The 26,501-nt window shown below is 50.9% G+C and carries 23 protein-coding genes and 4 tRNA genes; 4 read left to right on the forward strand and 23 right to left on the reverse strand.

The window, feature by feature from the left end; all coding sequences use genetic code 11:
* Positions 1-1,328: 1,328 nt before the first annotated feature.
* Together BIY29_RS13790 and BIY29_RS13795 are read left to right on the forward strand one after the other, a co-directional pair.
* On the forward strand, positions 1,329-1,817 hold the full coding sequence (locus BIY29_RS13790) for a carbohydrate ABC transporter permease (RefSeq protein ID WP_121575685.1): 489 nt from the start codon (positions 1,329-1,331) through the stop codon (positions 1,815-1,817).
* A gap of 2 nt (positions 1,818-1,819) precedes the next feature.
* Positions 1,820-2,161 (forward strand): ATP-binding cassette domain-containing protein, encoded by a 342-nt coding sequence (locus BIY29_RS13795; protein ID WP_121575686.1) that lies wholly within the window; start codon positions 1,820-1,822, stop codon positions 2,159-2,161.
* 222 nt (positions 2,162-2,383) lie between these two features.
* Here BIY29_RS13795 and BIY29_RS13800 read toward each other — a convergent pair whose 3' ends face one another.
* The 23 genes from BIY29_RS13800 to trxA all read right to left on the reverse strand — a co-directional run bounded on the left by BIY29_RS13800 (position 2,384) and on the right by trxA (position 23,481).
* Positions 2,384-3,541 (reverse strand): M20 peptidase aminoacylase family protein, encoded by a 1,158-nt coding sequence (locus BIY29_RS13800; RefSeq protein ID WP_121575687.1) that lies wholly within the window; start codon positions 3,539-3,541, stop codon positions 2,384-2,386.
* Between the two features lie 78 nt (positions 3,542-3,619).
* On the reverse strand, positions 3,620-4,381 hold the full coding sequence (locus BIY29_RS13805) for an amino acid ABC transporter ATP-binding protein (protein ID WP_121575688.1): 762 nt from the start codon (positions 4,379-4,381) through the stop codon (positions 3,620-3,622).
* Positions 4,382-4,390: 9 nt separating this feature from the next.
* The gene (locus BIY29_RS13810) at positions 4,391-5,062 is read right to left on the reverse strand and encodes an amino acid ABC transporter permease (protein ID WP_170158944.1); all 672 of its coding nucleotides are present in this window, start codon (positions 5,060-5,062) and stop codon (positions 4,391-4,393) included.
* Between the two features lie 78 nt (positions 5,063-5,140).
* Positions 5,141-5,941, reverse strand: coding sequence for an amino acid ABC transporter substrate-binding protein (locus BIY29_RS13815; RefSeq protein WP_121575721.1), 801 nt, complete (start codon positions 5,939-5,941; stop codon positions 5,141-5,143).
* A gap of 11 nt (positions 5,942-5,952) precedes the next feature.
* Positions 5,953-6,480, reverse strand: a complete 528-nt coding sequence (locus BIY29_RS13820) for a GNAT family N-acetyltransferase (RefSeq protein WP_121575690.1) — start codon at positions 6,478-6,480, stop codon at positions 5,953-5,955.
* 11 nt (positions 6,481-6,491) lie between these two features.
* Positions 6,492-7,856, reverse strand: coding sequence for an adenylosuccinate lyase (purB, locus tag BIY29_RS13825; protein WP_121575691.1), 1,365 nt, complete (start codon positions 7,854-7,856; stop codon positions 6,492-6,494).
* Positions 7,857-8,415: 559 nt separating this feature from the next.
* Positions 8,416-8,492: transfer RNA gene (locus tag BIY29_RS13830), tRNA-Pro, on the reverse strand.
* 46 nt (positions 8,493-8,538) lie between these two features.
* Positions 8,539-8,625 (reverse strand) — tRNA-Leu (locus BIY29_RS13835).
* A gap of 22 nt (positions 8,626-8,647) precedes the next feature.
* Positions 8,648-8,723 (reverse strand) — tRNA-His (locus BIY29_RS13840).
* Between the two features lie 101 nt (positions 8,724-8,824).
* Positions 8,825-8,901 (reverse strand) — tRNA-Arg (locus BIY29_RS13845).
* 289 nt (positions 8,902-9,190) lie between these two features.
* A complete protein-coding gene (gene wecG, locus BIY29_RS13850) occupies positions 9,191-9,931 on the reverse strand; it encodes a lipopolysaccharide N-acetylmannosaminouronosyltransferase (RefSeq protein WP_121575692.1) in 741 nt (246 codons plus the stop codon).
* An 11-nt stretch (positions 9,932-9,942) separates the two neighbouring features.
* Complete coding sequence (wzyE, locus tag BIY29_RS13855; RefSeq protein ID WP_121575693.1) at positions 9,943-11,322, reverse strand: ECA oligosaccharide polymerase; 1,380 nt, start codon at positions 11,320-11,322, stop codon at positions 9,943-9,945.
* The gene (locus tag BIY29_RS13860) at positions 11,319-12,404 is read right to left on the reverse strand and encodes a TDP-N-acetylfucosamine:lipid II N-acetylfucosaminyltransferase (RefSeq protein ID WP_121575694.1); all 1,086 of its coding nucleotides are present in this window, start codon (positions 12,402-12,404) and stop codon (positions 11,319-11,321) included. The genes wzyE and BIY29_RS13860 overlap by 4 nt, the downstream gene beginning before the upstream one ends.
* Positions 12,401-13,651, reverse strand: a complete 1,251-nt coding sequence (wzxE, locus tag BIY29_RS13865) for a lipid III flippase WzxE (protein ID WP_121575695.1) — start codon at positions 13,649-13,651, stop codon at positions 12,401-12,403. Before wzxE ends, BIY29_RS13860 begins: the two co-directional genes overlap by 4 nt.
* Position 13,652: 1 nt before the next feature.
* A complete protein-coding gene (gene rffA, locus BIY29_RS13870) occupies positions 13,653-14,783 on the reverse strand; it encodes a dTDP-4-amino-4,6-dideoxygalactose transaminase (protein ID WP_121575696.1) in 1,131 nt (376 codons plus the stop codon).
* A gap of 4 nt (positions 14,784-14,787) precedes the next feature.
* Positions 14,788-15,531 carry a dTDP-4-amino-4,6-dideoxy-D-galactose acyltransferase gene (gene rffC / locus BIY29_RS13875; RefSeq protein WP_121575697.1) on the reverse strand — a complete coding sequence of 248 codons (744 nt, stop codon included), beginning with the start codon at positions 15,529-15,531 and terminating at the stop codon, positions 14,788-14,790.
* 29 nt (positions 15,532-15,560) lie between these two features.
* Positions 15,561-16,634, reverse strand: a complete 1,074-nt coding sequence (rffG, locus tag BIY29_RS13880; protein WP_205680347.1) for a dTDP-glucose 4,6-dehydratase — start codon at positions 16,632-16,634, stop codon at positions 15,561-15,563.
* The gene (wecC, locus tag BIY29_RS13885) at positions 16,625-17,887 is read right to left on the reverse strand and encodes a UDP-N-acetyl-D-mannosamine dehydrogenase (RefSeq protein WP_121575698.1); all 1,263 of its coding nucleotides are present in this window, start codon (positions 17,885-17,887) and stop codon (positions 16,625-16,627) included. The genes rffG and wecC overlap by 10 nt, the downstream gene beginning before the upstream one ends.
* Positions 17,884-19,014, reverse strand: a complete 1,131-nt coding sequence (wecB, locus tag BIY29_RS13890; protein ID WP_121575699.1) for a non-hydrolyzing UDP-N-acetylglucosamine 2-epimerase — start codon at positions 19,012-19,014, stop codon at positions 17,884-17,886. Before wecB ends, wecC begins: the two co-directional genes overlap by 4 nt.
* Positions 19,015-19,083: 69 nt before the next feature.
* Positions 19,084-20,130, reverse strand: coding sequence for an ECA polysaccharide chain length modulation protein (gene wzzE / locus BIY29_RS13895; protein ID WP_121575700.1), 1,047 nt, complete (start codon positions 20,128-20,130; stop codon positions 19,084-19,086).
* Positions 20,131-20,151: 21 nt separating this feature from the next.
* The gene (wecA, locus tag BIY29_RS13900) at positions 20,152-21,249 is read right to left on the reverse strand and encodes a UDP-N-acetylglucosamine--undecaprenyl-phosphate N-acetylglucosaminephosphotransferase (protein WP_121575701.1); all 1,098 of its coding nucleotides are present in this window, start codon (positions 21,247-21,249) and stop codon (positions 20,152-20,154) included.
* A gap of 235 nt (positions 21,250-21,484) precedes the next feature.
* Complete coding sequence (gene rho, locus BIY29_RS13905; protein WP_121575702.1) at positions 21,485-22,744, reverse strand: transcription termination factor Rho; 1,260 nt, start codon at positions 22,742-22,744, stop codon at positions 21,485-21,487.
* Between the two features lie 410 nt (positions 22,745-23,154).
* Positions 23,155-23,481 (reverse strand): thioredoxin TrxA, encoded by a 327-nt coding sequence (gene trxA, locus BIY29_RS13910; protein ID WP_009111024.1) that lies wholly within the window; start codon positions 23,479-23,481, stop codon positions 23,155-23,157.
* 119 nt (positions 23,482-23,600) lie between these two features.
* On the opposite strand from trxA, the gene rhlB reads away from it, so the two are divergent.
* Positions 23,601-24,890: an ATP-dependent RNA helicase RhlB gene (gene rhlB, locus BIY29_RS13915; protein ID WP_121575703.1), complete on the forward strand. Its 1,290-nt coding sequence runs from the start codon at positions 23,601-23,603 to the stop codon at positions 24,888-24,890.
* Positions 24,891-24,896: 6 nt separating this feature from the next.
* On the forward strand, positions 24,897-26,393 hold the full coding sequence (gene ppx, locus BIY29_RS13920) for an exopolyphosphatase (protein ID WP_121575704.1): 1,497 nt from the start codon (positions 24,897-24,899) through the stop codon (positions 26,391-26,393).
* Positions 26,394-26,501: the final 108 nt, after the last annotated feature.

Below are 26,501 nucleotides of genomic sequence, written 5' to 3' on the forward strand. Positions count from 1 at the left end.
AAATCCACATCCGGCAACGCGCTCGCCAGATTCAGCGACAGATGAAACGGCTGGTTCAGCATTTCCTGTAACTGGAAATCCACCACCGCGAACGTGCTCTCCGCCAACCCGCCAAGCGCCACGGTGAACTGCAATCCTGTACTGTTTGCCACCTTGTTCTTCCTCCCTCTGCCATGGCTACCGCACGCCCCGTTACCGCCCGGTGCGACATGCAATTATCTGATGAAAAAATGAAACCGCTGTGTTGGGGTCTGAGTCCGCTCACACCCCAACACACGCAAAAAAACCCGGCACGCCGGCCGGGTTACATCACGATTACGCTTCGACCGGCGCGCGCCAGTCATCGGAGCCGGAGGTGCTGATATAACTTGGGGTTGGCACGGTCTTGCTCCTTGTTGTTTAACGTGTGTATTAACTTCACTGTTTACAGTGTCGACTTGTATCACATTGTTTTTATTAAATATTGTTTTACATCAAATTTTCTTTAAGTCGCAGTTGAGCAAATAAGTTGTACAGAATACGAAGTTATTCTGATAATTTGAGTTAGGGGGATTTAATCTGAAGAAATTCACGCGATTAACGATTAATCATTTGATTTTTAACAGCCAAAGACTATTTTAATCGGCCGCTGATGTTGGCTGTTACCCCCTTGTCCTGTTCGGCGGCGCCTTTTATCTGGTTCTTGCCCGCCAACTCGCAGATTACGTTCCACTTTGTCCGCTATGACTAACTTACGACAGGACTTGCACCCGCAAGAGTGCGCCCATGCAGGGCGCACTAAAAAAAACGCTTACCGATTAGCGGTAAGCGTTGAAAAAAATCAGGTCTCTAAGACAACAGTGTGGTGCCTCACTCAACGTTATGTCCGGGAAATCCGATGAAGAGACAATACCTTCATCTGGAATTGGACCATAGGCACCTTAAATTGGCTCTGCGTCATTCCCAGGATTATGAAGCCGAAGCAAGCATAGAAGGTGGAATGAGCATCTACGGTTAGAATGATGCATTTTTCACGCCATATTTTCAACGACGCTAGCGCGAAAACGCGTTTTCACTGAAAAATAACATGATTATGTTGTGATTCATCATCCGGCGAACTAATGGAAAAACCATATTTGATCCATGCTAATCGTCGCCATTCAGAGACAGATAAATCAAATAAATAATCTATTGATATATGTCAACATGTTAGGCGTCTCCATTTAGAGACAATCAATATCACGCCTGTCGTTGAATACCAACAGTTCAAAAATCCAGCTGGCTCAGAATACCCAGACGAGCGCGATAGCCATTTCTGATATGCTGGCAGGCGACTTCCTGCATCGGTTATCCCTTATCAGGTGTTTTTATATCCTCTGGTCAGAATCTTCTCTTACAGCGGCATTTATAATTCGCTCACCAGCGTGGTGATGGTGCATATCATCTTTGGTTTACCCATCGTCACGCTGTTATTCCGCAATTTCTATGCCTCTCTGCCCGTGGAATTATTTAATGCCGCCCGGATTGATGGCGGGGGCATCGTGACCATTTACCGGCGTATTATTTTACCAATATCGACCCCGATGCTGGTCGTGGCGACGTTGCTGCAAGCAACAGGTATCTGGAATGACTTTTTGTTTGGCCTGACATTTGCCGGATGCGACAACTATCCCATGACCGTGCAACTTAACAATATCGTTAATAGCACGGAGGGTAACCAGGCGTACAATGTCAATATGGCAGCCGCATTATTAACGGCGCTGGTGCCACTGGCGCTCTATCTGGTCTGTGGTCGCTGGTTAGTCCGCAGTATCACATCCGGCTCAGTAAAAGGATAAATATGGCATCGCTGTCTTTCAGACACATCACCGTTACCTACGGCTCACAGCATATTCTGCGCGATCTGAACCTGGAGATTAACGATGGTGAATTTTTAGTCCTGCTCGGGCCTTCCGGGTGTGGTAAATCCACGCTGCTTAACGCCACCGCTGGCCTTACCGATATTCAATCCGGCGAGATCTGGATTGGCGACAAGGATGTCAAATGGGAAGAACCGTGCGATCGTAATATCGCTATGGTGTTTCAATCCTGCGCACTCTACCCGCGAATAACCGTCAGACAGAACATGTCGCTCGGTCTGGTGCCGGGGAGAAGATGTTCTACTGGCATTCCGCAGCCATGACGCCCGGCCAGATGAAGTGCTTGAGCTATGGTTTGAATCGCGGGACGTTACAGTTTTCGATCATGAAACCGGGCTGCGTCTGTAGCTCGCTTACCGTCATCAGTGCTGGCGTTTGCGCCAGCCAGAAGTAGTAGCCCAGGAATTTCCGACCCGGCTGTACGCCCGACGATTGCGCACGTACACATTGCAGTCTGACGCCGGCGTTGCACCGGCATTTCAGGCTTAACGAGCAGAAAGCCGTTCCAGACTCTGCTTCGCCATCTGGTAAAGATAGTGAGCCGTTGGGAACAGCGCGCGATCATCCACGCGGAATTTGGGGTGATGCAAGGCATAAGGGCCGCCAGAACCCACCATCATAAAGGTGCCTGGCAGCTTCTGCTGGTAAAAGGCGAAATCCTCACCGATGGGGCTGGCCTCAATACGCCGCGCCTCAAACCCTTCTTCATCCGCCACTTGCAGCGCAAAGTCGACCCACTCAGCGGTGTTAATCACCGATGGCGGGCCGGAATGCCAGATAAACTCAATGTCTGCGCCAAATGTACTGGCAATACCAGCCACAATCTGACGAAAGCGCTGTTCAATCAACTCACGAACATCCTGGCTGAACGTTCTTACCGTGCCTTCCACATACGCGGTATCGGGAATAACGTTCCAGGTACTGCCGCTGTGAACCTGAGTGATAGACACCACGGCGTTATTATCAGAGGGGACGGTACGGCTGATGATAGTTTGTACCGAAGAGATCAACTGACCCAGAATAATGATCGGATCGTTGCCTTCGTGCGGTTTCGCCGCATGACAGCCTTTCGCTGCAATTTTGATTTCAAAGCGGTCGACACCTGCCGTCAGTGCGCCCTCTTTACCGCCAATCACCCCCACGGGCAGCGTCGGATCGTTATGAATACCAAAGATAGCCGCCGCGTTGTCCAATGCTCCGGTCGCAATAACCTCTGGCGCACCCAGCCCCGTTTCTTCGGCAGCCTGGAACAAAATACGCACGGTGCCCGGCAATTCCGCTTCAATCTTCTTTAGCAAAATGGCGGCGCCCAATGCGGCGGAAGAGTGGAAATCATGCCCACAGGCATGCATGACTCCAGAACGGGTTGACGTGAATTCAACACCCGATTCTTCTTCAATCGGCAGAGCATCAATATCCGATCGGACAATAACCAGCGGCCCGTTCTGTTGCCCGCCGACTTCGGCCACCAGACCGGTTTTCAGCGGTAAATCAAGAACACGAATACCTTCCTTTTCCAATACCGCTCTGATTTTCCTGGTGGTTTCAAATTCCTGATTCGATAACTCAGGGTGCTGATGCAGATCGTGTCGAAATGCCTGAATAAACTGAGCCAGAGGCTCATGCTGCGGTGCGACTTTCATTAATTCTTACTCCACATTATCTGCCCTGATTAACAGGGTTGCCCATTTTACAGGCGCGCAGGTATTTTTATTTTCCGGTCAGATATCGTATTCAACCGGCTCGGGCATTTTGGTGAGCTGCCGTAAGAAGCGCTGTGTCTGCGGGTTATCAGAGAAACTGATCACTTTTTCCGCCGGCCCCTCTTCCACAATATGACCATCGGCCATGAAGATCACCCGATCCGCCACTTCCTGAGCAAATTGCATCTCATGCGTGACGATCACCATCGTGGTATTGTTCTTCGCCAGCTTCTGAATAACCTGCAACACTTCGTGTACCCGTTCCGGGTCCAGCGCTGACGTCGGTTCATCGAACAGGATCGCTTTCGGTTCCACCGCCAACGCCCTGGCAATACTTACGCGCTGCTGCTGCCCACCGGACAGCGTCACCGGATATTGTGCCGCCTGGGGCAACAGACCGACCTGTTCCAGCAGCGCGAGACCCCGCTCATTGGCCTGCTTTTTCGGTATTTTCTTCACCACAATCAGCGCTTCGGTAATGTTTTCCAACGCCGTTTTATTCTTGAATAAGTTGTAGTTCTGAAACACCATAGCGGTCTGGCGGCGCAGCGCATACGCGTCTTTGGTTGAGTAATGGCGCGTGTCCAGCAATTGCTCGCCAATCTCAATCGTCCCGGCCTCCGGTGTTTCCAGCAGGTTCAGACAACGCAGTAAGGTCGACTTACCTGAGCCTGATGGCCCGATAATCGCCACCACTTCGCCTTTGGCGATATCCAGACTGATATCATTCAGCACCACCTGCTTGCCAAAACTTTTAGTAAGATTCTTTACACTGATCATTTCAGCCCCTTATCGCAGCAACGAGTGATTCAGTTTCTTTTCCAACTGCTTTTGCAGCCAGGCATAAACAATGATCACCAGCCAGTAAATCAGACCAACAACCAGGAAGGTCTCAAAGAAACGCAGTGACTCTGCGGCAATCATCTTGCCTTCGGCAAACAGTTCGGAAACACCGAGCGCAAACGCGACGGAGGTATCTTTAATCAGAGAAATAAACGTATTGCCCGTTGCAGGTAATGCATTTAGCATCGCCTGAGGCAGCACAATCCGGCGGTAAATCTGTGATTTATTCATCCCTATCGATAGCCCGGCTTCCGTTTGACCGAAATCTACCGACGCCAGCGCCGCACGGAATATCTCCGCCATATAAGCCGATGTTTTCAAACTGAAACCGATAATCGCCGCCGACATCGCGCTAAGATCGGATAACGCCGGGAAAAGCTGCGGTAAGCCAAAATAGATGATAAACAACTGCACCAGCGACGGTATGCCGCGGAACAGCGAGATATAAAGCTCAACCAGTTTGACCACCGGGGTGATCTTGCTTTCCCTGACCAACGCCAACAGCAAACCGATGATCATGGCAAAAAACATAGAAACCACTGCCAGTAGCAGCGTCATCGGCAGATAGAGTAAAACCTGGGGAAACACTTTTAACAGGTAGGCAAGATCGATATTCATGAGTGATACCATTGATACCGCCATCGTGCGGCTGACACCGCGCCGATGGCATTAAGATTGTCTAGAGAGTGCCGCGCATTACTGCGCAGTCGGTGGCGTGGTGATATCATCACCAAAGTATTTAATCGCCAGCGCTTTCAGTCGCCCATCGGCCCGCATTTTACTCAACTCTTCATCAAACTGTTTACGCAACACATCACCCTGTTCGTTTTTATGGAATGGGAAACTGACTTCTTCCACCACCAGCGAATTGCCAACCAACTTGAACGGCAGATTACGCTTGTTAATTTCCGCCAGCAGAATCGGGCGGGAATTCACGTAGCCTTCCACACGTTTAGACAGCGCATCGTTCATCGCGCCATCACGGGTTTCATAGGTACGGATCGTCACGCTACCGTCAGGAAACGCCTTCTTCAGATTGTTGATATGGTTCGACCCCAGCACACCAGCCACCGTCTTCCCTTTCAGATCATCCAGCGTATTGATATCAGCATTATCTTTGTGCGTCACGATCTGGCTACCGTAGTAGCTGTATGGCTGCGCAAAGTTATATTTTTCCTGACGGACAGGCGTGATTGCCACCACGTTGGCCACCGTATCCAGCTTACCGGCTTCCAACTGCCCCATCAGGCCGCTGAAATCAGCCGTAACCCATTCAACTTTATAGTTCAGATCCTTGGCAATGGTTTCCGTGACTTCAATATCGAAACCAACCAGCTTGTTGTCCTGTTTGAAACCACTTGGATAACTTTGCCCGGTGGAGCCTACTTTCAATACTTTTTCGCTCTGCGCCGCTGCTTTATCCTGAGAATCGCAGCCAGCTACAAGAAAAGCAGTCGCCAACGCTAAAACGGACAAAGTTAATTTTTTCATTACCATTTTCATGCCTCTCATTTTGAGTTTTTCTTTTTCCAGTGGTTATATAATTGGGCATCCAGGATTTTTTCCATAAAAATCGTCAGGTGCCCTTTCCCCAGATTAGCCTGCCCGACTTCCCTGAAACCATAATGCTTATACATTTCAATCAGCCAGGGATGGTTCTGCGCAGTACCTAACGACACCGCGGGCGCCTTAAGCTGGGCAATCAAAATATTCTGCTCAAGCCAGGCCATCATTTTCTTGCCCAACCCTTGCTTTTTATAGTCAGGATGGGTAGCAAACCACCCCAGATGCGGCAAACCGTATGGGCCAGGCTCAGGCCCCCAGGGATAACGGATAGTGAATGACGAAACCATACGGCCATCTTTTTCCATCACATACACACCATGAGAAGCGATATGGTTACGCACCATCTCAATGTCTGCGTGTGCCGCGGAGAAATTAATGCCCAACTGGCGTATAGGCTCAAACGCCGCCAACGCCAATGCCAGAAACGCCTCGTCATCCTCCAGTATGGCCTGGCGAAATACAATACTCATGATTTTACCTTTTACGCAGGCAACAGACCCGAGTTATCCGCATAACGGATCACCTCATCCACTTTCTGTGGCGCACTGCCCAGATAGTTAGCCGGGTTCAACCACTCATCCAGCTCAGTTGATGTCAGTTGAGCAGACAGCAACGGGTGTTCCAGTAAGACGGATTTAAATGACTGATTTTTCTCAAATGCCTGCATAGAGCACTCATAAACCAAGTGATGTGCAGTCTGTTTGCCCAGGCGTTTGCCAATTTCAAACATCACTTTTTCAGACAGCAGCAAACCGTTTTGCAGTTCCAGATTGGTCAGCATCTGCTTTTCATTCACCGACATGCCACGCAGAATACCTAACGCATTCTGGAGCTGGGCAGACAGATAAATATTGATTTCCGGTAAAGCGATCCATTCCGCACGCCAGCTCATTGCATCACGCTCATGTTCCACTTTCATCGACTCATGGATCAGCGCCGCGCTTTTGAATACCGGAGACGTTAAACTGGCCAAACCTTCAAGCGCAGCCGGATTTCGTTTGTGCGGCATCGTTGTCGATCCGATTTTACCTTCCGAGAAAGGTTCTTCGATTTCGTTAATTTCAGTACGCATCAGGTTATACAGTTCGTTGCCAATCTTGCCTAACGTACCGCTGATAAGCACAACGACTGAAGCATATTCGGAAAAACGATCGCGGGCGGACTGCCAGCCGATATTAGGTGTGTTCAGGCCCAGTTTATCCAGCGTCAAGCGCTCAATTTCCGGCCCTTGCCCGCCAAAGGAAGCATAGGTGCCAATGGCGCCATTAATGTTGCCGACCAGTACGCGTTCTTTGATTTCGCTCAGGCGCTCAAGGTGGCGGACAAACTCATCCAACCAAACGGCGAGCTTAAAACCAAATGTAGTGGGTAAGGCTTGCATACCGTGGGTACGGCCCGTCATCACTGTGTATTGATGCTTTTTCGCCAGGCGTTTTAGCTCAACGGCCAGCAGTTGGGTATCTCTGACGACGATGTCAAATGACTGTTTTAATTGTAAAACCGTGGCAGTATCGACAATATCCTGCGTGGTTACGCCGTAATGGATAAATTCACCCGCGGCGCCACACTGTTTCTGGATCGCGGTGATGGTGGGCATGAGGGAATGCTTCATGCGCACCGCATCCCTGGCGATCTCTTCTACATCCAGCGCGCTGGCGTCTGCTTTTGTTGCAATTGTTTTTGCCGCGTCCTGCGGAATCACGCCAAGCTCACCTTCAGCCAGCGCCAGCGCCACCTCTACTTCGACCTGTTTGGTCAGGCGATTATGCTCCGACCACACGTCGCGCATTTCAGGCGTGCCAAAATTATTCCCTATAAGAAGAAAATCAATAAGATGTGATGCCATAATTTACTCGTTAGTGTTGGATTTATCAGGCGGGATTTATATCGTCTTTTTAATTTTTAAAATATCATATGTGGTAATTAGGTGCCTTATAACTTCGGGATCTATTATAGATCAAAAAATCCGATCGGCAGAATCATTGTGAAAACGCCCGTTAACGTTCCGTGTTCATATAACTAAACGCATAACTAAAACGAAAAGTCATAATGGGAAATAGTCTGCGTATGACAGTAGCGTTTCGTTTGATACGCTGATTTTTAGCGCTGATTGTGCCCCGAATTTAACTTTGCCTGACGACGCTCCAATGCCTCTGGTGGATGGTCGGCATATGAGTTTTAACCGGCGTCTGAAACGCTTTGCGGATCTTGGCGGCTTTGATCTCGGTATTGGTCAGTGGTGTAGTTATACGATTTTGTAGTTATATGGGGCGGTATAACTAAACTTTCCGGCTGTCAACGGTGGATGCCGGGAGATAACAAGCAACAAAAAACCCGCAAACTCAGTGAGAATGCGGGTTTCTGTGGGGTTTCCGGTAGTAACCGATACTAACGGAATATGTAATTGGTCGGCGAGAGAGGATTCGAACCTCCGACCCACTGGTCCCAAACCAGTTGCGCTACCAAGCTGCGCTACTCGCCGAATATACTGCTTTACTGCTTGAGCATCACTGATGCTTTCGTTTGTGTGGTGCGAAGAGAGGGACTTGAACCCTCACGTCCGTTAAGACACTAACACCTGAAGCTAGCGCGTCTACCAATTCCGCCACCTTCGCATAACTCACAAACATCTGAATCTGGGGTGGCTAATGGGACTCGAACCCACGACAACTGGAATCACAATCCAGGGCTCTACCAACTGAGCTATAGCCACCATACACCACGCTTTACTGCTTTTTGCTCTTTCACTGCTATATTACGCGGTACTTCCTTTACGGGGTAAATGTACCACCGCAGCTCTTGCACACAACTTAGTGGTGCGCCCGACAGGATTCGAACCTGAGACCTCTGCCTCCGGAGGGCAGCGCTCTATCCAGCTGAGCTACGGGCGCATAGCGCCGTTGCGGGAGGGGATACTACGGATTTAACCGGTGCCTGTCTAGTGCTTTTTTGTTGAAATGATGCGTTTGCTTATGCTTTGCTCATTTCGCGTTAAATAACGAACAAATCCGATCTCCCCCCTGCGAAAAACCACGGTTCAACCCTGATTATTACCGGTTTTTTACCCAATCCCAGCGTGAAATAACAAAGGCTGACCTACGCTAAAAATGCCGATACCGGTTACGGTTGTTAGGTGTTGAGAAGGAAGACTGGAGCGAGCCTCGCTCCAATGAAGAAAAGCTATAAGCGCCCGCTATAGTGATAAGCAAGATATTTTAATAATTTAAGCTGGCGAAAAATACGGTTTGGTTGGGACAGCAGGCGATAAAGCCATTCCAGCCCCCTATTCTGCCAGGCCAGTGGCGCACGTTTTACCTGCCCGGTAAACACATCATAAGTACCACCGACGCCCATATAGAGCGCGTCTGGATAATATTGGCGACAGTCACGCATCAGGATCTCCTGCCGGGGCGAGCCCATCGCCACGGTGACAATTTGCGCGCCGCTGGTACGAATACGTTCAAACAATGCCTCACGCTGCTCTGGTGTGAAATAACCGTCCTGACTGCCAACAATATTCACCTGCCACTGTGCCTGAAGTTTGGTTTGCGTCTGGGCTAATACCGCAGGCTTGCCGCCTACCAAAAAGACTGGCGTGCCTTCTTTGCCCGCATGTTGCATTAACGCTTCCCATAAATCTGCTCCGGCAATGCGGGTTACATCAGCCTGGGGATATTTACGACGGATGGAGCGTACAATACTGATGCCATCCGCATATTTATATTCAGCCTGATCCAGCAGCGCCCGCAGGGCCATATCTTTCTCCGCCGTTAACACTTTTTCGGCATTAATGGCGACCAGCGTGCCTGTTTTTACCCGATCGCCGGTAAACAGGTAATCAACAAACTGCGCCCTATGACGGAACCCGAAAATAGATAAACCACGAATTGAATAAGTCGGAATAAGCGCTTTTTCTTCCAATATTGAATCCTTTACAGTACGCCGTTCGTGGGAGATGCCGGAGCAGGAGACGCCACATCAGGCCGGGGGCGTAATAAACGCTGCCTGATCAATCCGGCGCCTTCCAGCAGCCAATAAAGTAGTTTCGCTATCAGCAGACACAGACCAAAGATGAGGCAGAAAAACACCACGCGGGAAACGAAGGCGTCAACGCCTTCACGTGCCAGCACAATAATGTTGAACACCGCCCCGAAACAAAACGCCTGTAGGATAGCGGCCTTGTAACGGTTATCGTCGTTTTTACCCAGCTCATAAACCCAGTCGAACCATTTAATAATCAATCCAACCGCAATCGCCCCTAACGGAACAAACAGCACGCCGCCCATCACCACCAGCGAACCTAATAACGTTGGGGAAATGGCCAGCCCGGAATGATTATTCAGCACTTCCCAGGTAAAGTAGTTGGCGCTGTTCAACACCAAATTCGGACGCCCCGGCCACAGCCAGGAAGGGATAAACACATAGAAATCACGCACGATCGGCGCCAGCCCCTGGAACTCGATTTTATCGTAGTTCTGCCACAATAATGCCAGATTTTCCCAGGGGGAGAAGGTGTCGCGGGTCAGATACAGGAAAGTATAAAACGCCTCATCACCGCTGACATCCATACCGTAACGCTTAAGCGCCAGCCAGAACATCCCCGCCACACCAAACGCGCCTGCGGCGACCAGCATCCATAGGGTGATCCAGCCGCGCACAATGCCGATAAACAGGAACAGCGCAAAAGCGATAATGACATTCGCCCGGGTGCCGCCGACGATGACATAAGTCAGCAGACCGAACGCCACCGTGCCGATGAGAAACAGCAGCCAGGCACGCTGCGTCTGCCGCAGGAAATACACCACCAGCATGGCAGGGATAAAGAAGTAGAAGAAGCGCTTCAATGCCACGCCGGAAACGTCGCTGGAGAAAATCTGGCTGTAAGACCGTAATTTAAACAGCAAAAAACCGTTGTTGAGAAAAAACATGCCAACGGTGGCGATAGCAATCAGCGCCAGTAATATCCAGGTCAGATTGGCCTCCACCCGGTTCATGGTAAGCAACGGCGGGCGGGTTGATACCGTGTTCCTGCGTAAGCGGGTTTTATAGCTGACATAATAGATGGCGTAAAACGCCGTGGCGGAAAGCAGCGCCTGGAGCAAATACGCCACGGGAACCACATCGACGCCAAAGCGAAACGCCAGTATGCAGGTAAACGGAAAACCGAAGTAAAACGTCAATAAATAAAGCATCGAAAACAATACGTGAAAGTTAAAGCGTACACGACGAAATTCCTGCCAGGTCAGCGTCAGAATAAAAATGACTGAAATAAGGTAAACCACTAACAGGCCGCCAAATTGTCCCAGCGTCATGTTGGTTCTCCCGCCGCCAGAGCCAGAGCCTGCCGCCAGCCATGCAGATAATTAGGGTTAAAGAACGCAATCTGATACTTATCAACAGAAGCCAACTGGCGCTGGGCCTCGCGCACCAGGGCTTCATCCAGACTATCGCCATAAAACAGCACCGGCAGATTTTGCTCCGTAAGATCCTGCCAGAAAGGATTTTGGCGGCTGATAACAAAGGGTACGCCAAATTGAATCAATAAGCACAACGTGCCAATTCCCTGCTGGCGGTCAAAAATAAAGTAACCTACATCACAGGTGCGCAGCATGTTCAGATAGTCATCAAACGCCAGCTGGTCTTTCAGTAACTGAAAATTTTTGATGCCAAACAGCGCCAGTCCTTCTTTCTCCACATGCCCGATATAATGCTCATTATTGGCGGGATATCCCATCGGCACAATCACCCGCACATTGGCGCCGAACTGCTTATGGATGGCGCGTAGCGCTTCCTGATGACGGTTAGTTCGATCGCCGGAGTTCCCGACCAGAATGGTCAGCGGCCCCGCCAGCGGCTTATCCGCTTTAACGCCAGTCAGAGCCGGGTCCATTCGCGTGGGAAAGTAAAGCAACGACGCTGGCACATGAGGATGCCGCTGTTGATAATAAGCCAGATCGCCGCGCGTGGCGAACACATGCCCGATGCGGTTTTGAGCAATGCGCCGTAACAGATAAAACAGACGATACTTCAGGCTGCTTGACGCTTCGTACAAGTCTGCGCCCCAGATATGCCAATATACCTGCGAAGGCTTGATTTTTCCGCTCAGTAACGCCAGCCATAGCGTTGAATTAAACTGTCCATGCAGGAAAAAACGCGTATTCCGATCGGCCTTCGCTTTGGCGATCACCGCCTGCGCCAGCGTTTTTTTATCCGCATAAGTTTCAATATTCAGCGCGGGTAAATCCGCCTGCGGCAATGCTTCACCGGCGGCCACGATAAAATTACCGACCAACGGCGCAGGCAACTCAGGCGCCAGCGTGTCGTTAAAGAAACGCAAAACCGTCTGGTTATGGTGCGGGATGTCAGATCCCAGGACATGAATCAGTGTCGTCATGCTCGCCTACGGTAAATAATGAATACGCTACAACAAAGCAAAAAATAGACCAGATAGGTCGCCATATAAGCCTGCGCGGCGCCCAATGCGCCGTTAACCGGGATCAGCCAGTGCGCGAACCCGGTGAGCAATACGAACTGACTGACCTCGGTGAGCAGATAAAAACGCAACGCCGCTTTGGCAATCACCAGATAACCAAAAACGTAAGCGCCTACTTTCATCACATCGCCCACCAGTTGCCAGGCAAACAGATCTCTCATCGCCGTAAACTGGCTGGAAAACAGCAGCCAGATGGCAAAATCACGCAGCAGCCAGACACACAAACTGACGCCCGCCACGGCGGGCAACACAAACTTCAGCGACCGGACGATCTCTTGCGCCAACGCGGTTTTATCCTTCAGGCGCGATAACGTCGGTAACAGATAAACGGTGAACGACGCGGTAATAAATTGCAGATAGGCATCTGAAATAGTGCTGACCCCCTGCCAGATGCCGACATCGTCCCAGCTATAGTGTTCCGCCAGCAGATTACGCATCATGATATAGGCCACCGGCAGAGTGACCGCCGTCATCAGCGCCATCAGGGTAAATTTGCCAAGCTGTCCGGCAATGGCGTTATCCCAGGCCGGTTTTAATGCCGGCCAGGACAGCGGCGTTCGCCGCAGTATCAACACGCCTGCCGGCAACACCACCAACGCCGGCGCCAGCGCCAACCCGGCCAGCGCGCCACGGTATCCCCCCAGCATAAAGCATAGCCAATAGGCGGCTAACCCGATCAGGCTCCCGCTGATAACCGCCAGCGCATTGCCTACTGCATCACGATAGCCTTTCAGGATCGCCAGAAACAGGTTGGCATAAGCGATACCCATCTGGATAAGCGCCAGTACGCGGATAACATCACGGTACTCATCATGTCCGAATAGCGCATGGGAGATCGGCGCGGCGGCTAACACAAACACCGCGGCCAACAGCGTAGAAAACCCTAACACCAACGAAACCGACGTGCCCAGTAAGGGTTTCAGCCGATCCGGCTGCTGTTGATATTGCGCGACATATTTGGTGACGCCATTAAAAATACCCGCGCCGGCCAGGACGCCTAGCACCGTGATCAACTGCCGGAAATTTCCCGCCTGCCCGACACCGCTGGGGCCGAATGCCACCGCCAGCAGTTTGATGACTACCAGCCCCGCGCCGATTTTTATCAGCGTGGAGCCTGCCGTCCAGATTGATGCTTTTGCCAGCGACATATCAGGAGAAGAAACTCAGGATGGTATTGATTACCGTACGCTGATTGACGTCAGGCAGGTTATAAAACAGCGGCAAACGCACCAGACGTTCGCTTTCCTGCGTGGTGTAGCGATCTTCACCCGAGAATCGGCCAAAATTCAGCCCGGCAGGGCAGCTATGCAACGGAATATAATGAAAGACGGTCAGGATCTCAGCCTCTTTCATATAACTGATAAATGCAGCGCGATCTTCAGCGTCGCGCAGTTTGATATAAAACATATGCGCATTGTGGACGCAATTTACCGGTATTGTCGGCAAGGTAATACGCCCTGCGTCCGCCAGCGGTTTGAAAGCCGTATGATAGTTCTGCCACAGGTTCAGGCGGCGTTGGTTAATCGGCGTTGCCGCTTCCAGCTGCGCCCACAGATAAGCGGCCTGGATATCCGCCATTAAATAGCTGGAACCGATATCGCGCCAGGTATATTTGTCTACCTGGCCGCGAAAAAACTGGCTGCGGTTAGTGCCTTTTTCACGCACAATTTCCGCCCGGTCGATCAACCGCGGGTCATTAATCAACGTCGCGCCGCCCTCTCCACCGGAGGTGTAGTTTTTGGTTTCATGGAAACTGAAACAACCAATATGACCGATTGATCCCAACGCCCGGCCTTTGTAGCGCGACATCATGCCCTGGGCGGCATCTTCTACCACAAACAAATCGTACTTTTTCGCCAGCGCCATGATGACATCCATCTCACAGGCCACACCGGCATAGTGAACCGGTACGATAATGCGGGTTTTATCGGTGATCGCCGCTTCAATTTTCGTTTCATCGATATTCAAGGTGTCCGGGCGAATATCGACAAACACAATCCTGGCCCCGCGCAGCACAAAGGCATTGGCGGTGGAGACAAAGGTGTAACTCGGCATAATGACTTCATCGCCGGGTTTGATATCCAGCAAAATCGCCGCCATCTCCAGCGAGGCGGTGCAGGAGGGTGTCAATAACACTTTTTTACTGCCGGAATAGTGTTCCAGCCACTGCTGGCAGCGGCGGGTAAAACCGCCATCTCCGCACAGTTTGCCACTGCTCATAGCAGCCTGCATATAATCGAGTTCAGTACCGACAATCGGTGGCGCATTAAACGGAATCATGTGATCACCTGTATAACCAATAGGCCGTGCGCTCAATTCTGGCACCGCGACGAAGATAAAGACGGAGAGCCGCCACATTGCCTGCCTGTGTCGCGACCCATAAACGTTGCAACCCCTGCCGCTGGCACCACATTTCCGCCGCCGACATCAATTGTGTGCCGACGCCGCGGGCAGTGACGCCCGGCCAGACGGCCAGCAGCCCGATACGGCCTTCACACTCGTTCAACTGACGCAGCGTCACCCATCCCTGCGGTTGTCCGGCCTGGTTCTCCAGCAACAGACACTGATGATCAAAGGTGCCGCGCACGGCATTTTCTACCCATTGCGCATAAAAACGTCCACTGTCTTCGGGCTGATACCAGGGAGCACGAAAACGACTCAGGGCGAAAACCTGAGAAGCGGCCTCGCGCAACGCCGGGATATCGGCGCTGCCAGCAATACGCGGATGAGAAAGATTATCCGCCTGTGGCGTATCATCCAGCGACAAGCAAAGCTCGACCTCTCCCTCAACCAGACGAAAGCCAAAATCCGCCAGCGCATCGGCCAACCGCATATTATCCGCCGGTATTTTAGCCTGCGTCAGCGCAACACTATTCAGCTTGTCCAGCGTGAGCACTGGCGCGGTCGGTGAAAAACTCAGCATGCCGCTGGTAAGATTGAAAAACTCACTTTCCCAGCGTAACGGTTCAATACTGGCGTGAATGCACGCTGGCGGGCGAGTTCCTGTCGAAAGCATTATGTCTGTCATATTTGCCACGCTCACCCGTGCGGATAATCTTAGTTAGTCAGACCTAAACGTTCGCCGGTGTAGGAGCCATCCTGTACGCTACGCCACCATTTTTCATGATTCAGATACCAGCTCACGGTTTTTCTCATACCGCTTTCAAAGGTTTCCTCTGGTCGCCAGCCAAGCTCGCGTTCGATTTTTCCTGCATCAATGGCGTAACGCATATCATGGCCGGGACGATCTTTGACATAGGTGATTAAATCACGATAGTGCCGCACGCCCGCCGGTTTGTTCGGCGCCAGCTCTTCCAGCAAATCGCAGATTGTCTGCACCACTTCGATATTTTTACGTTCGTTATGGCCGCCGATGTTGTAGGTTTCCCCTACCTCGCCTTCGGTCACCACTTTGTGCAGCGCACGGGCGTGATCCTCGACGAACAGCCAGTCACGGATCTGCGCGCCATCGCCATAAACCGGCAGCGGTTTACCCGCAACCGCATTCAGGATCACCAGCGGGATCAGTTTTTCAGGGAAGTGGTAGGGGCCGTAGTTATTGGAACAGTTGGTGATGATGGTCGGCAGTCCATAGGTACGCAACCAGGCCCGCACCAGGTGATCGCTGGAGGCTTTCGACGCCGAATAAGGGCTGCTGGGGGCATAGGACGTGGTTTCGGTGAACAAATCCTCAGAGCCATGCAGATCGCCAAACACTTCATCCGTGGAAATATGATGAAAACGGAACGCCTCTTTTTCAACGGCCCCCATGCTTTGCCAGTAATGGCGGGCGGCTTCCAGCAGATTGTAAGTACCCACTATGTTGGTTTCAATGAACGCAGCCGGGCCGTCTATTGAACGATCGACATGACTTTCCGCTGCCAGATGCATCACCACGGCGGGCTGATATTCGGCGAATACCCTGTCCAACGCCGCCCGATCGCAAATATCGACCTGCTCAAAAGCAAAACGGGGGCTGTCCGCTACCGGAGCCAGAGAAGAGAGGTTGCCAGCATAGGTGAGTTTATCCACCACCACCACGCTATCCGGCGTTGCAGTTAGAATATGCCTGACTAAAGCTGAACCGATGAATCCGGCGCCACCGGTGATCAAAATACGTTTCAACGCCATACTCCTTTCGTATCAATAATCCAGTTTTGTTTAACATCATCGGGGTTAACTGCCTTGAACTGACGGTGATCGACCAGCATGACCAATACATCCGCCTCTTGCAGCGCAGTAGTTGTATCAACTAATTTAACCTGCCCCACCAATGCCGCTGGCAATTGCCTGACATTAGGCTCTACCGCCAGCGTCGCGCCCGCATTCCACTGCGCGATCATTCCCGTGATGTCTACCGCCGGGCTTTCACGCAGATCGTCAATATCCGGCTTAAATGCCAGACCAAAACAGGCCACCGTTACCTCACTGGCGCGTTTATCTGTCTGTACCAGATAATCGGCCACAGCGGTTTTCACCCGATCGACAACCCATAGCGGTTTACCATCATTCACCAGCCTGGCGGTGTGGATCAGTCGTGCCTGTTGTGGGTTCTGCGCCACGATAAACCAGGGATCAACCGCAATACAGTGCCCGCCGACGCCAGGACCGGGTTGCAGAATATTGACGCGAGGATGGCGGTTTGCCAATCGGATAAGTTCCCATACGTTAATATTTTGTTCAGCACAAATCAGCGACAGTTCATTGGCAAAGGCGATGTTTACATCACGAAAACTGTTTTCTGTCAGCTTGCACATTTCGGCGGTTCGGGAGTTAGTAACCACACACTCACCTTCAAGAAAGATCTTATACAGTTCGCTGGCACGCGCTGAACACACTGACGTCATCCCGCCGATCACCCGATCGTTTTTAATCAGTTCAATTACCACCTGCCCCGGCAGCACACGTTCCGGACAGTACGCGATATTGATATCGGCGGCTTCTCCCACCTGCTGTGGGAAGGTTAAATCTGCCCGCGCCTGAGCAAGCCACTGCGCCATTTGCTCTGTTGCGCCAACCGGCGATGTCGACTCCAGAATAACCAGATCGCCTTTCTTCAGCACCGGCGCTATCGACTCCGCCGCCGCCTGCACATAGGCCATATCCGGCTCATGGTCGCCTTTGAAGGGCGTCGGGACAGCAATCAAAAATGCATCAGCCTCTACCGGCTTACTCAGCGCCTGTAAATAGCCGTTCTTAACCGCAGCGTTGACCAGCGTATCTAAATCTGGCTCAACAATGTGAATTTCGCCCCGGTTAATGGTTTCGACCGCCTGTCTATTCACATCAATGCCAATCACTTTCTTTTTACGTGAAGCAAAAGCGGCGGCAGTCGGTAAACCGATATAACCCAGTCCGATAACAGAAATTGTGTCAAAACTCATAGCGTCACCTGATAATTCTTGATCGCATCAACAATTCGTTGGCAGGCGTGGCCGTCACCATAAGGGTTATGTGCCCGGCTCATAGCCTGATATTCATTTTCATCCGTCAGAAGTTGAGAGACGGCATCAACAATTTTCACCACATCCGTCCCCACCAGCCTGACCGTACCGGCTTCGACTGCCTCGGGCCGCTCAGTGGTATCACGCATGACCAATACAGGCTTGCCTAACGACGGGGCCTCTTCCTGAATGCCGCCGGAATCCGTCAGGATCATATAAGAACGATTCATCAGATAAACAAAGGGCAGGTAATCCTGCGGCGCGATAAGCATCACATTGTCGATACCGCTCAGAATGCGGTTCACCGGTTCGCTGACGTTAGGGTTAAGATGGACGGGATAAACTATCTGTGTTTCAGGATGCCGCCGGGCGATATCCGCCAGCGCGCTGCATATGCGCTCAAAACCGCCGCCAAAACTTTCACGCCGATGCCCGGTAACCAGAATCAGTTTTTTGGTTTCATCCAGAAAAGCATACTTTTCATCCAGGCTGCGGCGCAGTTCCTCGTCGCTAATAATGCGATCTCTTACCCAGAACAAGGCATCTATCACCGTGTTGCCAGTGACGAATATATGCCGGTCTGACAAGTGTTCACCCAGCAGGTTTTGGCGGGAATTTTCGGTTGGCGCGAAATGGAACATTGCCAGATGTCCGGTCAACTTACGGTTAGCCTCTTCCGGCCAGGGGGAATACAGATTTCCGGTACGTAACCCGGCTTCAACATGCCCAACTGGAATACGCTGATAAAAAGCGGCCAGACTGGTCGTCAATGTGGTGGTGGTATCACCATGAACCAGCACCAGATCAGGCTTAAATTCCGCCATGACCGGCTCAAGACCTTGCAGGATCCGGCAGGATATTTCACTGAGTCCCTGGCCTGGCTGCATGATATTCAGGTCATAGTCAGGAGTAATACTGAACAAGCGCAGTACCTGATCGAGCATCTCCCTATGCTGGGCTGTCACGCAAATTCTTGATTCAAAGGCTCCATCCTGAGCCAGCGCATTAACCAGCGGAGCCATTTTAATGGCCTCCGGCCGGGTGCCGAAAACAGTCAACACTTTCACAGTGAATCTCTTTAATCAGGTTTGACGCAGACTATTGTGCTGCGAATCGGACGCTAACCAACTGAATGATTAGCGTGGACGGCGAACCAAAGCAACCCCCGCGCCCACTAAAGCACCGATGGCTCCCCACATTACCATCAGGAAAGCACGGCGAGGACTGTCGCGCTTAACCGGTTCTTCCGGCGTGCGCAAATAACGGTAGGTTTGGAAATTGGCGTCAAGTGTTGGTCCTACATTCAAGGTAGCCAGCATCGCACGGTTCTGATCGTAATCGATATCATAGTGCGGCCCGCTGGTCTGTAAGGACTCCAGACGCGCCTGTAGCATTGGCCTTCCCAGTAAAAACATTTCGGATGCCGGCAATTCATCTGCGGGTGTATCCGTTTGGCTACGGCTGATACCTTGCTGTTGAGCAATTTTCAGCGCCAGCTCGACACTGCGAACCTCACGTTCGTAAATTGCCTTCGCCACCGCTTCCTGTCGCTTAATCTGCGATTTCATAAAAATGGTTCTGGCCGCCCATGCACCGTTAATCTCTTCGTTCAGATGGCTGGCCGCATGTTGGCTGGCAAACGTAACATACTGACGTAGCAACGAATTGGCGTCAGCAGAAGTTTCAGCCACCAGCTTCACGCTGTCATTGGTCTTTTTGGCATCATCATGCGGCGTAAACTGAATATTATTCACCAGATCGTCAAGCAAGGCGGCATCGGCTTTGGCATCCCCTTCCTGACGCTGCTTATAATAGTCGGTCTGTAGCCAGAAATCGCGGCGGGTATCGTAAGCCGCTAACTGCATGGTGAATTCATCATAAGCAACCGAAGAGATGGAAGGCTGCTCAGGCTGCGGCGTGGAGAAGGATTTAGCATCCAGATTGCGCAGGAACTGCTGCTGCGAATAGTATCCTCCCAGCATGTTTACCGTCGGTTTATCGGTAATCGCCGTCGCACTCCACTCCTGTTTTACCAGGTAAGAATAGAGTAACGCGATAACGCTAAACAGCAGAGCAATAGACAGGATCCCGAGCTTCCCACGCCACAGTGTGCGGAATAAACCACGGATATCCAACTCATTGTCAACCAACGCATTCCCGGTGGATAGGTTCTCTGATTTCATTACTTCCCCAATGTTATTTGGTCAAGACGACTGCTTTTGCTCATCGGTTTGCCGCATACGGCGTTTGATTCGCTTAATGAAACGAGCAACTCGCCATGCACGCTTAAGGCAGTAGCCATACAGCAAGAATGCAAGCAAAAATAATGCCAACATAACCCATTCAGGAACAAAATAGAGACGTTCCCCTAATATGCCGATCGCAGCCAGAAACGCGGCTGCCAACGTAATCAGCACAAAAGCCTGACGGGAAGTAAAACCCGCCCGCATTATCAAATGGTGGATGTGCTGGCGATCAGGTGAAAACGGGCTCATCCCTTTACGCAAACGGCGGTACATGATCGCAATCATATCAATCAGGGGGATAGCGATAACCCACAACGCGGTGACTGGATTAATAGGATGTTGCTCTCCCTGCGTCGTTTGAATCAGGATCCAGATCGCGGTAAAACCGAGCATGGTGCTCCCCGCATCCCCCATAAAAACTTTATACCGTTTACCAAAAACGCCAAGGTTAAGCAGGATGTAAGGTAAGGTGGCGGCGATCATGGCAAAACACCACAGTGCCAGATTGGTATGACCGCTCAGATACAGCATTATGCCCATCGCGCCAAAAGAGACGCAGGACAATCCTCCCAGCAACCCATCAATGCCATCAACCATATTAAATGCGTTGATGGCAGCCCAGACGGCAAATAACGTCACCAGATAGCCAAACGGACCCAGCGCCATTTGCCACGGACCGAAAATATACCCGAGATTATGTAAAGAGAGACCAGCAAACGCCATCATGATGACAGCGACGCAAGCTTGCACGATTGCACGGATTTTCACACTAATATCAAAGCGATCGTCCAGCGCGCCGACAAACACCAGCACACCGGCGCAGCACAGGTAAAGCCGGAAATTGGGGATGTATTGATCGGTAATAAGAAAAGTAAAGCAGATCCCAGCGTATACGGAGATACCGCCGACAAGAGGGATCAGTCCCTGATGACGTTTGCGGTAATTGGGGCGATCAACAAGCCCTGTTTTTCTCGCCACCTGGCGAGCACAAAACAGAAAACACAGAGAAAATAGAAAAATGATTAATAATTCGGTACTCATAGTGAGTAAGTTCACCGTTCACAGCGTCTCACACTACTAACACTGTTCAATGTATGCCCGGTTTGCGTCTTCATTTTATTGGCCGCCTTGAAATACGCTGACTCATCGGGGGATAACCAGCCGCACCGCTTCAACAGACGACATAGCATAAAAGAAACGCTGTTTATAAGATTAACGCGTTGCGTAACCAAGAAACACAGAATAAAAAACGCCACGACCCAGCGTGGCGTTCCCCGAGTTCATCCGTGATTTATGAACGCTTCATCATATCGAAGAATTCATCGTTGGTTTTGGTCATCGCCAACTTATTAATCAGGAACTCCATCGCGTCAGTCTCACCCATTGGATGGATAATCTTACGCAAGATCCACATCTTTTGCAGTTCTTCAGAAGTGGTAAGCAATTCTTCTTTACGCGTACCGGAACGATTGTAGTCGATAGCCGGGAAAACACGTTTTTCAGCAATTTTACGTGCGAGGTGCAGCTCCATGTTGCCGGTGCCTTTAAACTCTTCGTAAATGACTTCATCCATCTTGGAGCCGGTATCCACTAACGCTGTTGCAATGATAGTCAAACTACCGCCTTCTTCAACATTACGCGCCGCACCAAAGAAACGTTTAGGACGATGCAAGGCATTGGCATCCACCCCCCCCGTCAGCACTTTACCGGACGCCGGTACAACGGTGTTGTAGGCACGAGCCAGACGTGTAATGGAGTCCAGCAGAATGATGACGTCTTTTTTATGCTCAACCAGACGCTTCGCTTTTTCGATCACCATCTCGGCAACCTGAACATGGCGGGAAGCAGGCTCATCAAAGGTAGAAGCGATAACTTCACCTTTAACCAGACGCTGCATCTCGGTCACTTCTTCAGGACGTTCGTCAATTAGCAGCACCATCAATACACAGTCAGGATGGTTGTATGCGATGCTTTGCGCAATGTTCTGCAACAGCATGGTTTTACCCGCTTTCGGCGGCGCAACAATCAGGCCACGCTGACCACGGCCAATCGGTGATGCCAGATCCAGTACGCGGGCGGTTAAATCTTCTGTTGAACCATTACCACGTTCCATACGCAGACGCGAATTCGCATGTAATGGCGTCAGGTTTTCAAACAGGATTTTGTTGCGGGCGTTTTCGGGCTTATCGTAGTTAACTTCGTTAACTTTCAGTAGCGCAAAATAGCGTTCACCTTCTTTTGGCGGGCGAATCTTGCCGGAAATGGTGTCACCGGTACGAAGGTTAAAACGGCGAATTTGGCTGGGAGAAACGTAGATATCATCGGGGCCGGCTAGATAGGAACTATCAGCAGAACGGAGAAAACCGAAACCATCCTGCAATATTTCCAGCACACCATCGCCGAAAATATCTTCGCCACTTTTAGCATGTTGCTTCAGGATAGCGAAGATAATATCCTGTTTACGCATACGGGCCAGATTCTCCAGCCCCATATTTTCGCCAAGAGTAATTAACTCAGAAACTGGCGTATTCTTTAATTCGGTAAGATTCATAATGGTGGGTTCTTAAACTCGGGGTAAATCTCGAACTATTAACGTGAATGGTATGGCAGGGTCATCCGTGCCTCTTATAACGGCCTTCAACCACTGGGTATGCGTTTTGTTTCACACGTAAGACGCGCAGAATCTGCACAAAACGACGGCAAGAGATCGAAGACACATAAAACCAATTATTTTAAAACTATTAGATTGCCCAAACCAGATAACGAACATTTTTGTAAATCAATGACTTTCCGATTTTGACACAGAGTATTGCTTTAGATTCAAACTTTCAGGCTTAAGCTCACGAGCTTAAACATAGGCAAGTACGATATGCAGTGCTGAAGAATCTAGCATGCTTCCTGACGGGCGGCAAGCAGTCAATATGAGAATTGATCATTGTCCGATTGCCACCCCCCGGCGATTTACAGATTGGCCGTCAGGAACTCTTTCAATTGTCCTTTAGACAGAGCGCCCACTTTGGTTGCCGCGACTTCGCCATTCTTGAACAATAACAAAGTAGGAATACCGCGAATGCCGTATTTCGGCGCCGTCGCCGGGTTTTCATCAATGTTGAGCTTGGCAACGGTTAATTTACCGTCAAACTCTTCGGCAATTTCATTCAGAATAGGAGCGATCATTTTACAGGGACCGCACCACTCAGCCCAGAAATCAACCAGAGTCACTCCCTCAGCCTGCAATACTTCCGTATCGAAACTGCCGTCAGTCAGGTGAATTATTTTATCGCTCATGTTTTACTCCACAGTATTATCTCTGCCTTGTTGGTGTAGCATTAACCAACAACAAGGTTGACTTTATTTCACTGGATACGCTTTCGTAAAGCAATAGTTAGCTGATATTCTACCACACTATGAGCAAAACACACTTAACTGAACAGAAGTTTTCCGACTTCGCCCTGCACCCGCAGGTTATTGAAGCCCTTGAAAGTAAAGGGTTTCATAACTGTACGCCGATCCAGGCGTTAGCATTGCCGCTGGCTTTATCAGGGCGTGATGTAGCAGGTCAGGCGCAAACCGGTACCGGCAAGACGCTGGCTTTTCTCGCGTCTACTTTCCATTATTTGCTTTCACACCCTGCCAATGCAGAGCGTCAGACCAATCAGCCACGTGCGTTAATTATGGCGCCGACCCGTGAATTGGCCGTGCAGATTCACTCTGATGCAGAAGCCCTTTCCCGCCTGACCGGACTAAAACTCGGTCTTGCCTATGGCGGCGATGGTTATGATAAACAACTCAAGGTGCTGGAAAACGGCGTCGATATTCTGGTTGGCACTACGGGTCGCCTGATCGACTATGCCAAACAAAATCATATTAACCTGGGTGCGATCCAGGTAGTTATTCTGGATGAAGCCGACCGTATGTACGATCTTGGCTTTATAAAAGATATCCGCTGGCTGTTCCGCCGAATGCCGCCCGTGACGCAGCGCCTGAATATGCTCTTTTCCGCCACACTTTCTTACCGCGTACGTGAACTCGCGTTTGAACAAATGAATAATGCGGAATACGTGGAAGTAGAACCGAACCAAAAAACCGGCCACCGTATTAAAGAAGAACTGTTCTATCCGTCTAATGAAGAAAAAATGCGTCTGTTGCAGACACTTATTGAGGAAGAGTGGCCGGATCGCTGCATTATTTTCGCCAACACTAAACACCGTTGTGAAGACATCTGGGGCCATTTAGCCGCCGATGGTCATCGTGTTGGTCTGTTAACCGGTGACGTGGCGCAGAAAAAACGGCTGCGTATTCTGGATGATTTCACTAATGGTAATCTGGACATTCTTGTTGCGACGGATGTCGCGGCGCGCGGCCTGCATATCCCATTAGTTACCCATGTATTCAACTACGATCTGCCGGATGACTGTGAAGATTACGTTCACCGTATTGGCCGAACTGGCCGTGCCGGCGAAAGTGGTTTCTCCATCAGCCTTGCCTGCGAAGAGTATGCGCTGAACCTGCCAGCCATTGAAACCTACATTGGTCATGGTATTCCGGTCAGTAAATACAACAGTGATGCCTTGCTTAACGATTTACCGGCACCGAAACGTTTAACGCGTCCTCCGCGTTCGAGTAACGGCCCGCGCCGACATAATTCGCAGCGTCGTAGCGGGGCGCCCCGTAATAATCGTAAACGACCGAGTTGATCGCTAATGCCAAGCTCTTCTTCACTTTATGCAGCCATCGATCTCGGCTCCAACAGTTTTCATATGTTGGTGGTCAGGAAAACCGCAGGTAGCATTCAGACACTGGCAAGAATAAAGCGGAAAGTCCGACTTGCGGCAGGGCTGGATAAGCAAAACCGGTTATCGCTGGATGCGATGCAACGAGGCTGGCAATGCCTGCAACTTTTTTCAGAACGGTTGCAGGATATCCCCCGTGAACAGGTGCGCGTTGTTGCAACCGCAACCTTGCGGTTGGCCACCAATGCTGACGAATTTCTGCAGCAGGCCCAACAGATACTGGGCTTACCGGTTCAGGTTATCAGCGGTGAAGAAGAAGCCCGGCTTATCTATCAAGGCGTTGCCCATACCACCGGTGGCCCGGAAAAACGTCTGGTGGTCGATATTGGCGGGGGCAGTACCGAACTGGCTACCGGTATCGGCGCACAAGCCACACAGTTATTCAGCTTGCCTATGGGGTGCGTAACCTGGCTGGAGCGCTATTTCAGCGATCGTAATCTGGAAGCCGGTAATTTTGATCGGGCTGAACAGGCCGCCCGCGAGATGTTGCGGCCAGTTGCCGCAACCTTACGTGAACAAGGGTGGCAAATCTGTGTGGGGGCATCCGGCACCGTACAGGCGTTACAGGAGATCATGGTCGCTCAGGGCATGGATGAATATATTACCCTGGCGAAACTCCAGCAGTTAAAACAACATGCAATTCAGTGCAGTAAGTTGGAAGAGCTTGAAATTGAAGGTCTGACCCTGGAGCGGGCGCTGGTTTTCCCCAGTGGACTTGCTATTCTGCTGGCGATTTTTCAGGAACTCGGCATTACAACCATGACGCTGGCCGGTGGCGCACTGCGCGAAGGTTTAGTGTATGGAATGCTGCATTTGCCTATTGAACGGGACATTCGCCACCGGACGCTGCATAATCTGCAACGCCGTTACCTGCTGGATATTGAACAGGCCGAGCGGGTAAGTTCGCTGGCCGATAATTTTTTACAGCAGGTTGCCCGAGACTGGCAGTTGGACAACCGATGTCGTGAACTCCTGCAAAATACCTGTCTGGTGCATGAAATTGGTCTGAGTATCGATTTTCGCCAGTCACCTCAACATGCGGCATATCTGATCCGCAATAGCGATCTCCCCGGCTTTACCCCCGCCCAAAAGAAACTGTTAGCCACCTTGCTGCAAAACCAGAGCAACCCAGTCGACCTGGTGCTGCTCAACCAGCAAAACGCGCTGCCGGTGATACAGACCCAGCGCTTATGCCGGTTACTGCGTCTGGCGATTATTTTTGCCAGCCGCCGCCGTGACGACACGCTCCCCGCCGTGCGCCTGCGGGCTAATGGTGATAGCTTAAACGTGATTCTGCCTGTGGGCTGGATGGCGCAGCATCCGTTACGGGCAGAAACATTGGAACAGGAGAGCCGCTGGCAAAGCTATGTCCATTGGCCGCTGACTCTGGAAGAAAATAGTCTTTAATGCTCGCCGGGCAGTATCCTCTCTGCCCGCATTTCCCCTCCCTTTTCAAGATCATCCGTTATTCCGTGATCCCCTTCCAATTAAAAAAGAAACGATGGATGTATTTTT

The sequence above is a fragment of the Brenneria alni genome, from assembly GCF_003666245.1.
In the GTDB taxonomy this organism is placed as follows: Bacteria; Pseudomonadota; Gammaproteobacteria; order Enterobacterales; family Enterobacteriaceae; genus Brenneria; species Brenneria alni.